Origin of the sequence: Geminocystis sp. NIES-3708 (assembly GCF_001548095.1) — a bacterium.
GTDB lineage: Bacteria > Cyanobacteriota > Cyanobacteriia > Cyanobacteriales > Cyanobacteriaceae > Geminocystis.
The window spans coordinates 910,873-923,898 of record NZ_AP014815.1 but is presented as its reverse complement, the minus strand read 5'-3'; the positions used below and the strand labels follow the sequence as shown (position 1 = coordinate 923,898).

The window sequence follows — 13,026 nt, the reverse complement described above, 5'->3', positions numbered from 1 at the left end:
TATTCAATATTAATAACGAGCAATAGAAGAGTCAATATATATTGCATAAGCATCAATTCCGCCCGATACATTTTTTACTTTAGAAAATCCTTGACTAATCAACCATTGACACATATTAGCTGATCGAATACCATGATGACAAATCACGATTGTTTCTAAATCTGGATTGAATATGGTTTTAATTTGACTTTGCCATTGTTCATATTGACTTAAAGGTAATAGTTTAAATTGAGATAAAAAAGCAATTTCTGCTTCTTTTTCTTCTCTGACATCAATCAGTTGTATTTCTGGATTTTCTTCACTTAAAATAACTGCTAATTCTTCCACACTGATAACATTAATACTCATCTTTTTTTGATTAATAATAAATAGTAAATAATTGTTAATTATTAATTATTAGAGATTTTCTAAAATATCATATATTTCTTTTTCAAAAGCAACTTGAGCACGATTAGTTTTTCCACCAATAAAATAACGATCACCTTCTTGTAATGCCCAAATTTGAGAAAAAGAGACATAACTCATCACCACACCAATCATTAAAAGTGCAAAACCAAGATAAACTAAAGGTACACCGGGATCAGATTTAATTTGTAAACCAGTAGAACCAATTAAATCTAATATTTTAAGAGTAACTCCATTAACCTCTACAGGCATATTTGGACGTACTGCACTAATTAATTGTCCTTGCATATCATAAAGAAACATAGTACCTTGCAAGTCTTTTGTAACTAAAGAAATTCCTTCACTTAAATCAGGTTTTGTAGGAATCCATGTACCCCAAATACGCCCTTTTCTTTCACTAGTTAATTCTGCCATGGGTAACTGAAAAATAGGACTGTTATTGACTTGAATTTTAACTGCCGCAATACTCCAATTAGTTTGATAAAAAGTAATACCATTATACCGTAAAGGTTCATTAACAAAAATAGTTTTTCTTTCTAATTCTTCTCCTGTTTTATTAACGACAGATAAATCAGAATAAAATTGATCAACTGAGCCGTCAGGAGTATATTTAATCCAAAAATTATTAACTTTAATATCAAAAGATTGAGGATGATTTAAGTTAGTAAATTTACCTGCTTCTAAAAAATTTTGAATAGTAAAAGTTTCACCACTAGCAATCATTTCTTGAGCAAAAAATCCTGTAAATGCTCCCCAAATTGCCCCTAATAAAACAAGAATCATTCCCAAATGAACAATAATAGGACCTATTCTTCCAGCTATACCTTTTTGAGCATATAATGAATGATCGTTTTGATAAACTTTATAGCCTTTTTTTGCTACAATAGAATTGATTTTATCCAAAGATTCCGTAGTAACTTCTGCACTTAAAGCTAGTTTATTAAACTGTCTTGATTGATCATAAAAACTCCATATTTTTGCGGCTTTTAAAGCTGGTAATTGTCTTCTAAAAGTACAAGCAATTAAACTACTACCAAATAAAACTAAAATGCTTAAATACCACCATGTTGTATAAACATGATTTAACCCCATAGTTAATAATACTTGCCATGTTAAAAACCCAAACAAAGCAGGACTTTCTGGATAGTTTTCTTGATAATAATTAATGGGCTGACTTTGTTCAATAATAGTGCCACTAATACTAAATAATGCAATGATTAATAATAAAATAATAGCTAAACGTAAATCCGCAATAGTAGTAATTAATTTCCTAAAAAACCAACTAATAGAATAATTAATAGATATATTTTTACTTGAATTAGATACACTCATAAAATAAATATTTGATAGTTAATAATATTTAAAAAAAATCGTTTAAAAAATTCTCAACGATACATAAACTAAGTTTATTGTCTATTGTTGATTGTCCATTGTCAATTATTGTCGTTGATCATTCATCAACAGATCGATGATAATTAAATAAATATTTGTTGAGAAATATAAAGAATATTATGGCAGATCAATTGATTCGGGCAACAGCCGCCGATGGAGGAATTAGAGCAGTCGGAGTTATTACTACTAAAGCAGTACAAGAAGCTAGGCAAAGACATAAATTATCCTATGTAGCCACCGCCGCTTTAGGTAGAGCGATGTCATCAGGTTTATTATTAGCATCAAGCATGAAAAAAGAAGACTCACGGGTTAATATTACCATTAAAGGTGGCGGTCCATTAGGTACTGTTATGGTAGATGCGGGATTAGATGGCACTGTTAGAGGTTATGTACAAAATCCCACCGTAGAATTGCCCCCCAATGCGATGGGCAAATTAGATGTCGGTGGTGCGGTTGGTAAAGATGGTTATTTATATGTAGTTCGAGATGTTGGCTATGGTTATAATTATTCTAGTACTGTAGAATTAATTTCAGGGGAAGTGGGAGACGATATTGCTAATTATTTGATGACATCCGAGCAAACGGCATCGGCTTTATTAGTAGGGGTGTTTGTCAGTAAAGAAGGAGTTACGGCTTCTGGAGGAATTTTATTGCAAGTATTACCCAAGGTTGCGGAAGACCCTACTTTAGTCACAACTTTAGAATCTCGTGTCAATCAATTAAAAGGTTTTACTCCATTATTACGTCAAGGAAAAACACTATCTCATATTTTGACTGATTTATTAGGAGACTTCGGTTTAAATATTTTCCCTGAAGTACAAATGGTTAGATTTGATTGTGGTTGCTCTTTTGATAGGGTTTTAGGTGCGTTAAAAATGCTTGGAGTCGATGAATTAGAGGATATGATTGTTAAAGACGGCGGTGCAGAAGCGACTTGTCATTTTTGTGGTGAAACTTATCAAGCTAATGTAGATCATTTAAACGAACTTATTCAAGATTTACAAGCTGTTAATTAAATAAATATTTGTAGGGGTGAATGCTATTCACCCAAATAATGTAGCTTCAAAAAGGAATAGGCAATAGTGATAGCATTGATCATTTATAAACAAGAATTTTTTTTTTTTTTGAAACGTTTATCAATTATTTATTATGACAGGGTTTAACCAACGGGAAATTTCTCGATGTAAATTGTATAAATCTCTTGAAAAATTTTCTTTCAACCATTTTCCAATAGTATCTATAGGGGTAAAAAAATCTCCCAATTGCCAATCAATATCTTGCCCTAAAGGCGTTAAATGATTACCTTGCAAAGTTAATGCTGAAGTCATATTAGGGAATAAATCCGTTAATATAGGTTTTAAAATTAAGGTTTGATCTATGGTATCGTTATTAAATCTAACTAATAAATTACGACGAATTTGATAATTTTCTCTAATAATAATTTTGGTTTCTTCTGGACATGGGGTAAATTCAAATTCTAAATTATTATCAATTTGTAAATAATTTTTTAAGTTATCTTTTAGGGAGGGAATGATATTTTCTACAAAAGGAATTGCTTGTTTTAACGGATAGTTATTAAAGGAAATAAAAATATTCCCTGCTCTTTCAATATCAAATAAACTGCCTATTAATAAATGTAATTTACAACCCATACTATGACCTAATCCGTAAATAGGTAAGTAGTTTAGTTCTATTCCTTCCTTATATTCGAGACGATAAAGGATATTTTCTAACCGATTTTGAACATTGACAGCGATCGCTTTGTGATCTAAAGTATTAAGAAAAGAAGTAGCAATGACTATGTGTCCTTGTTTCGCTAAATTTTCCAGTAACCAACGGTAGGTGAGATGTGGAGCGGTAGCAACAAAAGCACCACCTAAAAAATGAACAATACCTATAGGGTTATGAGGAATTAAAACCCAACTGCCTGAAAATTCTTGCCACTCCATACTTATATCTAATTAATTTTTTTGATTATAACTTTTATTCTCTATATTTGGACCCTCAAAGTTTGTCTTGAAAAGAAGCATAGAAGTATTACTATATGGATTGAGGGAAGAAACTTCAACCCAACACTAGAATAACCTGAGTTCGACAGAGGAAAACTGATGGAAGCAAGACAGAGAGGAGGGGGATGACTTGGAGATGGGGAAGATTGTTGTCAAAATAACTCAACATCTGAATTAAATTTGATAAGTAATTATAGAATATCAATTTTAATACTTTTAAATCTATTCTCTCCTATTCTTCTAGTCTCCTCGTCTCACCTTCACCGATAATTTTATATCGAACTGAGGTAAAATAATAGATAACTAAGCCAATTGTTTTGCTCTGGAAGCTAGAGCCGTCGCCGTTAAACCGTTAAATGCCATTAATTCCCCTGCACTAGCTGTAGTTTCCCCTCGTTTCCATGCGAAAGTGTCTCGTTTAACATTACTGCGTAGCATAATAGGCTCTAACATTGCACTTGTGCCACCAGTAACACCAATTACCACATCACCTCCAAATAATAAATCAAAACCAGCATTATCAAGGAAGTTATCATCTTTAACGGTGCAACTATCCCAAGCTACATCAGTAGGGCGATATAAACGACGAGGATTGATAACGGATACGATACGCACTCCATAGCCTTCTGCTTCCAAAATTTTCGCAGCTTCAAAAACAGGAATTAAAGTCATGTCACCGATGACGGGAAAAACAATTTTTTTGCTACCTTCAGACTCATGTAAAATCACACCGCCTTTTTCAAGGGCTTCTCTGGTTTGCTCAAAAGTAGTTAAAATTGGTAAAGGAGACTTACTAACGGTGATAGTAATACCTTTATTAGTAGTGCCTAATGCCCATTCATAACAAATTTGCGTACTATTAGCATCACAGGGGAAAAGAGGGAAAATATTGCCATTACGCATCATAGCGGCAAAATAACTCTCGATTTCAGGACGTTGATGAGTCCATCCGTTACGCCCTTGCTCTAAAGCTCCTGCGGTGAAAAGGGTTATAGTAGAAGGTGTTTCCCGTCTCAATTCTGCCATAGCTTGGGTTACAGTTTGCCAGATAGGTAAACCATTGATGGCAAATGACTCATAAGAACACCATAAACTACGAGATCCAAACAAGGATAAGGCAACGGCAAAACCAGCACAGGCATCTTCACTTAAAGGCTCATATACTTGCCCTTGAGGTTGTTGGAAATAAGTAGCGTCAGTGGTAGGATGAACGATTTTTAAGCCAATGTTAATATTATTGATTCCCGATGCGGCGTTACCATCAGCATTTGTGACGACAAAATTAGGGTCATTTTTGCCTACATAAACTACTAATTCACCCATAGCGGTGGTAGATACTTTTTTATCACCTCCAACGGCAAATTCTGTTAAAGGTAATTTTCCTAAATCTGGTAAGGGTAACACTGATTCAGTAACGGCTTTTTCAGAATTTGAACCACCATTAGCACGAACAAAATTACTACGCACTAATTCCCATGCTTGTTTACTTAAGGCTCTTTCTTGGAGTGCTGAAACGATATAATCTTTATTTAAAGTGTCGCCAGGGTAAAGGTTATGAGATTGTGAACCTCTTTTATGAACTCCAGCACCCTTTAGTTGTTTAATGATTAAAACAGTTAATGTCCCTTCTAATGCCGATTGTGCGGCTTTGTCAGTGGCTTCTAATACAGCCTGAGTAAATTCTAAGCGTTTTTCAAAGGAAAATTTAGTGCTATCGACATATTCCCCTTCTTGATTAGCGTCATCAAAGTCTTTAGCGTTAACTAAAATTACCTTTTTAAAACCATTACCCTGCCAATAGGCGATCATTTCCTCATTAGTTTTTGTGGATACCATACTATGATGCTCTTGTGAATAACCATTCCACACTAAAATCGGTAAAAAGTTCGTAGATTCAGGATAAGCAGTGTTGAAATGCCCAAAACTACTCATGATATAAGGCTCACCTAATCCACCGTCACCGATAGTAACAGGAAATAAAGTATTTGGGTGTAATTTCGCTCCAGCCATCGCAAAATGTTGTCCTTGCCCAAGAGGTCCAGCAGGATTTAATAATCCGGGGATTTGTCCTGATAAATGCCCTAAAAGACCGTGCATTTCCCGAAAACGGTTGCTCATATCTTCTACAGTATAAATTCCCATTTTTTCAAGGGATTTATCCATAAATACAGTACTATAAAATCCAGGGGCGTGGTGTCCAACTTCGGTAATTAAATTTTTATGCCCTAACATGACTAAAGAAGCGATAACTTCAGCACAACTAGCAAAACCTCCCGGATGTCCTGATTCTTTACTGGCAGTAATATGAAGGGTAAGATAACGCAAGGCATCTGCCGCCAGAAGAGTTTGATATACTGCTTTTTTATCACTGGGAGAAGATATAGCTGTTTTTCCCTCTAAAATTGCTGTTTCTTGACCATAATCATTAAAATAGGGTAATTCTTCATTAAAATACTGAATTCCTTGATAAAATGGAGCTTTTGTCATATTATTCGCGATCGCTTTTCTAAATTACTGCAATTATTAAACCCATTGTTACATTTTTTTGTCATTTATTAAAATAAATATATAATTAGTATTGAATAGGTAATTATGAATACTTGATTAATAACTGATAATTAATAATTGATAAGCTAAAACCCATTGAATCTACATCTTTTAAAATTCCTAAAAAATTTTTTAAATTCTTACTCATTAACCATTACCCAATATCCAATATCCAATACTTATAAATGCGTGATCGCCAATCTTTAGAAAAACTATTATCAGCCATAGCCAAAGGAAAAATATCTCCAGAAGAAGGTATCAAAAAATTAGAATACCTAGATTTTGAACCTATAGGAGATTTTGCCAAAATTGATCATCATCGACAACTACGTACGGGATTTCCCGAAGTGATTTGGAGTCAAGGAAAAACCACTGAACAGATGATCCAAATTATCACCATCATGAGAGAAAAATCTTCTGTTGTGATGGCTACAAGATTAGAACCAGAAATAGCAGAGATATTACAAGAAAATATTAATGATTTGCGATACTATCCTATGGCAAAAATTGCGGCTATAGGGCAAAATTCAGTCAAATATAAAGGAAAAATTTCTATTATTACCGCAGGTACTGCTGACTTGCCTATTGCGGAAGAATCGGCAATTACAGCGGAGTTATCTGGTTTTGAGGTAGAAAGATTATGGGATGTTGGAGTAGCAGGAATTCATCGATTATTGAGTAATCGTCACTTAATTGCTGAAGCAGATGTATTAATTGTTGTAGCAGGAATGGAAGGAGCATTACCTAGTGTCGTGGCTGGTTTAGCCAGTTGTCCAATTATTGCTGTACCCACAAGTATAGGTTATGGTGCAAGTTTTGGTGGTTTATCAGCCTTGTTAACGATGCTCAATTCTTGTGCCACAGGTATCGGAGTTGTTAATATTGATAATGGTTTTGGGGCCGCTATGTTAGCTGGGCAAATTTTAAGGTTAGCTAATCGATTTTAAGACAATTTAATTGTTAATTGTTAATGATTAATTATTAAGTATTAATTTTTTCTACTCTTTCTAGTTGCCAAAGAATTTGATTCCCCTCTCGTCTTACCCTAGAAACAATCCAGTTCCGCCAAGACCATTCTTCACCCCTACTGGTGACGGCACTAGCATTAATATCCATTAAATCTGCTAATTCTGAGCTAGTAATTAAATAACCATTTTTAGAAATATCTTCTGCAATATGTAAAGTGTCAATCATATTTTTGAGTTGTTTGACTCTTTCATCACGATTGAGAGTTTGTTCTTCCGTACCATTTGTATAAGATTCATTCATAATTTTTAAATTAGTAATATTGGTTACACTTTACTTTTTTGCCTAGATTTTAACATCTATAATAATAGATCATACTAAATAAATCATAATTTTAGATATAAATCTTCTCTATATTCATCAATTTTCCTAATTAGCAATCAAATCTATTTTTATATAATCATCCAATGTAAGATTTATTTAATTACTTCTATTTTTGATAGTTATGAGTTTAAGATCAACTTCAGTAATGATGAAGAAATAGTTAATAATTGTTAGGAAATTTTGATTTATTATTCTGCTCTAATTGTTGTTTTATTAGTTTAAAATGTACAATTTGTTGATGTTGTTGCTAAATTTGTATTGATAAAGCATTGCTAACTCAATCACATAATTGAAATGTAAAAAGATTAGCTACTTGATCATAAACATTAATTCGTTTGTGATTACGGGTGACAATTCCTACTTGAGCTAAAATTTTCAAGTGTTGTGAAACATTAGCTTGTCCTAATTGTGTTGCTTCAAGAATTTATGTATTATTTTTGGAGTCCATACTTAAACAAAAAATGATATTTAATTGACTAGTTTCTGATAATACTTAAAAAAAATCTATAGTTAATGCGACTGGGGAATGTTTTTTCTATTAAGCATTCTTGAGCTATAGAATAATTATTAATTGTTAAATTTTGATGGTTAATTATTAATATAAATTAATATAATGAGGAAAAAACTCCCTAAATATATTCCTTTAGTTATTTAGTCCTTATCATTTAATATAGTCCTTAAAAGTAAATTTATGACCAATTCTACTCCTGAATCTACAAGAACTAAAGACTTAGAGAATCTAAAATCTGATGTTAAACCTCAAGACAGTTACGTAAAATTAGCGATGCGTAATATGGTAAAAAAAAGAGGAACATCTTTAAAGCACTTTTTTCTAACAACTTTTGCATTATTAGGATTTTTGGTGGGAATTTCCTATTTGACTAGATAATATATAAATTAACAATTAACATTAACGATTCAATCAACTAACTTAAAATTTCTTCTAATTGATGTTGTTGCCATAGAGATTTATATAATCCTTCTTGATAAAATAACTCTTCATGAGTACCTGATTGAATAATTTTACCTGCTTCCATCACTAAAATACGATCGGCATTTTGTGCCGCCGATAATTGATGGGTAATAAAAATCACTGTTTTTCCTTTCTCTTGTTTAAGATTTTCTAAAATTTTAGTTGCCGTTTGATTATCAACACTAGAAAGTGCATCATCTAAAATTAATATAGGTGCATCGGCAAATAAAGCCCTTGCTAATGAGCTACGTTGTCTTTGTCCACCAGAAAGACTTATACCCCTTTCTCCCACCAAAGTATCATATTTTTGAGGAAAAGTAATAATTTCTGGGTGAATTTGTGCTTGTTTAGCAGCATATTCTACATCTATTATGTCTCCAACAGGATCACTATAAGCAATGTTATTTTTAATCGTAGTAGAGAATAGAAAACTATCTTGAGGTACATAGGCGATGGCTTGACGTAAATCAGTTAAATTAATATTAGTAATATCAATACCATCTAAAAATAATTGTCCAGATTCAATTTCTAATAAACGAGGAATCGAATTGGCAAGAGTTGATTTTCCTGAACCAATTGAACCTACAATAGCAACAGTTTCACCAGAATTAATCGTAAAATTGAGATTATCTAAGACAGGATGATTATTATTTGGATAAGTAAAATGAAGGTTAACAGCTTTGATTTCTCCCTTAACTTTTTCCACTGGTAAGTTGACAGAAGTTTGATTATTTTGTATTTTGGATTCAACTTGGGTAATAGACTCCACACGATCAATACTAACCTCACCCCGTTGATAAGTAGTAATGGTAAAACCTAGTAAAGCAGTGGGAAAAACTAATCTTTCGACATAAATAATTAAGGCGATAAAATCACCCACGGTAATTAAACCTTTTTCAATATCCGCAGTACCAAACCACAATAAAATCAATAAACTAATATTAGCGATACCACCAATAACAGGAAATAATAAATTTCTGGTTTGTGCTAAGTTTAAATTAGCTTTTAATAAATGCTTATTTTTTTCTGCAAAAGCTTTTTTTTCGTTGTCTTCTTGAGCGTAAATTTTAATCAAGGAAATACCGCTCATATCTTCTTGAATCAATTCACTAATATCGGATAATTTTTCTTGTACGTCTAATTGTTCTTCTCTTAATTTATCACTAAATAATTGTACGGTAAATAACATTAAAGGATAAATAGCTAAAGCCATTAAACTTAATCTGACGTTAATGAAAAGCATTGCTGGTAAAGTTAAAGCATAGGCAAATATAGTATTAATTATACTTAAAATAGCAAATCCTACTAAACGACGAATATTATCGACATCACTGGTAGCACGATTAATTAAATCTCCTGAAGTATTAACATTAAAATAAGCTGGTTCTAATTTTAATAAATGTTCAAAAATACGTTGTTTTAAATCAAATTCTACCTGTCTGCCAATGCCAAAAATAATGACTCTGGAAAACATCCGAATACACCACATGATTCCAGCTAAAACAAACAGAAGAACAACATAGCCTAGAAGAGTTTTATAAGCAAAATTATCTTGCAAATCATCAAAAATATCACGAATTAACCAAGGAATATAAACCCCGATAATATTTACTACCAATAAAGCAGAAGTTCCCCAATATAGCTTATCTTGATGAGGTTTTAAATAAGATATTAATTTATTAAGTCGAGAATTTGCCATGGGGATTTTTTGATAATTTAGGAAGATAGAATTGACAGAGTTATAATAATTATTTACTACTATTTGATAGTTTAAAAATCATTTAAGTTGGCTATATTAATTATTAATTATTAATTACTAATATGCTCCGCTATTTTTCGGAAAAATAACAACTCCAATAGTCTTTATTATAATCCAAATATCTAATAACCAATTATGATGATTAACGTAATAAACATCAATGAGGACTCTTTGAGGGTAAGGAATATCATTACGCCCTGAAACTTGCCACAATCCAGTAATACCAGGCTTAATCGTCAGAACTCGATCCATTTTGTTACCATACTTATGTAATTCATCAGGAACAAGAGGACGAGGTCCAACTACACTCATATCACCTTTTAAAACATTGAAAAATTGGGGAAATTCATCTAAACTTGTCCAACGCAAAAACTTACCAATCCAAGTAATACGGGGATCATCTTTGAGCTTAAAATTATCTTCAAATTCCTGACGTTTTTCCGGACATCGTGCCAACATTTCTCCTAAAACTTGATCGGCATTTACTACCATCGTCCTAAATTTAATACATTTAAACCTTTTAAAATTTCTTCCAACTCTTTCTTGCCGATAAAAAATCGGTCCAGGAGAAGCAAACGCCACTAAAACACCTAAGATTAGATATAAGGGCGAAAATATAACTAAAACAGATGCTGAAAAAATAATATCAAAGCTGCGCTTATAAAATTCTTTTGTAATTCTTATTTGTTCCCGATTCGGCTGACGAGATATACTAATTAATCCTCGTCTTGCCAAACCCTGAATTACCTTTACGGAAACAAGTTGGCTATTTGCTGTCATTTTTCTCCTTCACTTCACACCATGAATAATTAACAGTCATTTAATTGTTCTATTAAACAACGTTTATGACCTGTTTTCTTAACTAACTATTAAAATTAATCAAGTTATTGTTTAGTATTGTAAAACTTTTTTGATTTTATAGACAAAGAATATTCCTAATTAGTAGGGTAAAATCAATTCACCCCTACAAATTGCCTGTTTTTATCTAAAAGTTCCCATCATTATTTTGATAATTTTCATTATCTTTTTTTGATCCTAATAAATCGAGTTTATCAACGTTAATAACTGGTTTTGAACGCTGATCTCCACTATTGCGATCGCTCCAAGTATCAATTTTTAAAGCTCCTTGAATACCAATTAAACTACCTTTTTTCACGTAATTAGCTGCAACTTCCGCTGTTTTACCCCAAATTTCTAACTCAAACCAATCAGGTTGATCGTCTTTTTTACTAACTCTATTAACGGCAAGAGTAATACGACATTTTACTTTTCCTGAATCAAAATAACGAATTTCTGGATTCATTCCAGCACGACCGACTAAATGTACTATATTTAAGCTCATGGTTTTGCGTATAAATGTACTAAATAAAAATATTCTATCATAAGACCAATGAATCTAACAGTAGAATCATTATATTTATCGATACATCTTCATATATGGTTGATTTTATGCTAGATTTTTTTAATTTAAAAATTATACTAGAGTATTCTTTGTACATTATTAAATTTTAGAAGCAAAACTTATATAAAAATTGAGGATATAAAAATGGGTTTATTTGATCGTATCACCGAATCACAAGATATGGGCATAGATTTAGGTACAGCTAATACTTTAATTTATATACCCGGCAAAGACATTGTTGTGGATGAACCATCTATTATTGCCATTGATGATGATAAAAATGAAGCCATCGCCGTGGGAAAAGATGCACAAAAAATGTTAGGACGTACTCCAAAAAATGTCAGAACAATTCGCCCTTTAAAAGACGGTGTTATTACTGATGTAAAAATAACAGAAATGATGCTTAGAGAATTTATCAAAAAGGCTAGAGGTAATAATAATTTAACTCGTTCTCGTATTATTATAGGTGTACCTAGTGGTATTACTGAAGTAGAAAGAAAAGCTGTAGAAGAAGCCATGGAAACATCAGGGGCGATCGATAATATAGAATTTATTGACGAACCAGTAGCCGCCGCCATTGGTGCAGGGTTGCCTGTAGATGAGCCAGTAGGTAATATGATCGTGGATATTGGAGGGGGGACAACAGAAGTAGCAGTATTAAGCCTTCAAGGTATCGTTTTGAGTGACTCAGTGAGGGTAGCGGGAGATGAAGTTAGCGATGCTATTAAACGTTATTTGAAAAGATCTTATAATTTAATTATAGGGGAAAGAACCGCAGAACAGGTGAAAATGCAAATTGGTTCGGCTTATCCGACGGATGATGATCAAGAAACCATGGAAATTAGGGGTTTAAATATTGTCTCAGGATTACCTAAAACAGTTACTATTACCGTCGAAGAAATTAGAGAATGTATCGCCGACACCGTTGAATATATCATTGATGCCATCAAAAAAATCCTTGAACAAACTCCCCCTGAATTAGCTGGAGATATAATTGATCGAGGTATTATGTTAGCTGGAGGCGGTGCATTGCTTAAAGGTTTAGATAGTCTTATTGCTAACGAAACAGGAATTATCACCCATATTGCTCCAAATCCTCTTAAATGCGTAGTTTATGGTACAGGAGAAGTGTTAAAAGATTACGAAAGATTAGGAAGGGCAAGTCGCAAAAAGTAAAGAAGACGAAGAG

General features: G+C 32.6%; 13 protein-coding genes. 4 read left to right on the top strand and 9 right to left on the bottom strand.

Annotated elements, in window-relative coordinates; genetic code table 11:
• Positions 1–9: 9 nt before the first annotated feature.
• Both GM3708_RS04030 and GM3708_RS04025 read right to left on the bottom strand, forming a co-directional pair.
• On the bottom strand, positions 10–348 hold the full coding sequence (locus GM3708_RS04030) for a rhodanese-like domain-containing protein (RefSeq protein ID WP_066344315.1): 339 nt from the start codon (positions 346–348) through the stop codon (positions 10–12).
• Between the two features lie 48 nt (positions 349–396).
• Positions 397–1,737, bottom strand: coding sequence for a cytochrome c biogenesis protein (locus GM3708_RS04025; protein ID WP_066344313.1), 1,341 nt, complete (start codon positions 1,735–1,737; stop codon positions 397–399).
• A gap of 179 nt (positions 1,738–1,916) precedes the next feature.
• Between GM3708_RS04025 and hslO the strand changes: the two genes are divergently transcribed.
• Positions 1,917–2,813 carry an Hsp33 family molecular chaperone HslO gene (gene hslO, locus GM3708_RS04020; protein WP_066344311.1) on the top strand — a complete coding sequence of 299 codons (897 nt, stop codon included), beginning with the start codon at positions 1,917–1,919 and terminating at the stop codon, positions 2,811–2,813.
• Between the two features lie 120 nt (positions 2,814–2,933).
• Here hslO and GM3708_RS04015 read toward each other — a convergent pair whose 3' ends face one another.
• Together GM3708_RS04015 and GM3708_RS04010 are read right to left on the bottom strand one after the other, a co-directional pair.
• A complete protein-coding gene (locus GM3708_RS04015; RefSeq protein ID WP_066344309.1) occupies positions 2,934–3,746 on the bottom strand; it encodes a DUF1350 family protein in 813 nt (270 codons plus the stop codon).
• A 363-nt stretch (positions 3,747–4,109) separates the two neighbouring features.
• Positions 4,110–6,293 carry a hypothetical protein gene (locus GM3708_RS04010; protein WP_066344307.1) on the bottom strand — a complete coding sequence of 728 codons (2,184 nt, stop codon included), beginning with the start codon at positions 6,291–6,293 and terminating at the stop codon, positions 4,110–4,112.
• Between the two features lie 245 nt (positions 6,294–6,538).
• On the opposite strand from GM3708_RS04010, the gene larB reads away from it, so the two are divergent.
• Entirely contained in the window at positions 6,539–7,300 is a 762-nt protein-coding gene (gene larB / locus GM3708_RS04005; protein ID WP_066344306.1) for a nickel pincer cofactor biosynthesis protein LarB, read from the top strand.
• A 34-nt stretch (positions 7,301–7,334) separates the two neighbouring features.
• On the opposite strand, the gene GM3708_RS04000 is transcribed toward larB, so the two are convergent.
• Together GM3708_RS04000 and GM3708_RS19230 are read right to left on the bottom strand one after the other, a co-directional pair.
• Entirely contained in the window at positions 7,335–7,622 is a 288-nt protein-coding gene (locus tag GM3708_RS04000) for a hypothetical protein (protein WP_066344304.1), read from the bottom strand.
• Positions 7,623–7,980: 358 nt separating this feature from the next.
• Entirely contained in the window at positions 7,981–8,127 is a 147-nt protein-coding gene (locus GM3708_RS19230; protein WP_231933145.1) for an ArsR family transcriptional regulator, read from the bottom strand.
• A gap of 267 nt (positions 8,128–8,394) precedes the next feature.
• Here GM3708_RS19230 and GM3708_RS03995 point away from each other — a divergent pair, with 267 nt between their 5' ends.
• Positions 8,395–8,592, top strand: a complete 198-nt coding sequence (locus GM3708_RS03995; protein ID WP_066344303.1) for a DUF3285 domain-containing protein — start codon at positions 8,395–8,397, stop codon at positions 8,590–8,592.
• A 37-nt stretch (positions 8,593–8,629) separates the two neighbouring features.
• On the opposite strand, the gene GM3708_RS03990 is transcribed toward GM3708_RS03995, so the two are convergent.
• From GM3708_RS03990 to GM3708_RS03980, 3 genes are all read right to left on the bottom strand, one after another.
• On the bottom strand, positions 8,630–10,375 hold the full coding sequence (locus GM3708_RS03990; protein WP_066344301.1) for an ABC transporter ATP-binding protein: 1,746 nt from the start codon (positions 10,373–10,375) through the stop codon (positions 8,630–8,632).
• Positions 10,376–10,492: 117 nt separating this feature from the next.
• Positions 10,493–11,215: a sugar transferase gene (locus GM3708_RS03985; protein WP_066344300.1), complete on the bottom strand. Its 723-nt coding sequence runs from the start codon at positions 11,213–11,215 to the stop codon at positions 10,493–10,495.
• Between the two features lie 205 nt (positions 11,216–11,420).
• Positions 11,421–11,777 (bottom strand): single-stranded DNA-binding protein, encoded by a 357-nt coding sequence (locus tag GM3708_RS03980; RefSeq protein ID WP_066344299.1) that lies wholly within the window; start codon positions 11,775–11,777, stop codon positions 11,421–11,423.
• A 204-nt stretch (positions 11,778–11,981) separates the two neighbouring features.
• Between GM3708_RS03980 and GM3708_RS03975 the strand changes: the two genes are divergently transcribed.
• A complete protein-coding gene (locus GM3708_RS03975; protein WP_066344297.1) occupies positions 11,982–13,013 on the top strand; it encodes a rod shape-determining protein in 1,032 nt (343 codons plus the stop codon).
• Positions 13,014–13,026 lie beyond the last annotated feature (13 nt).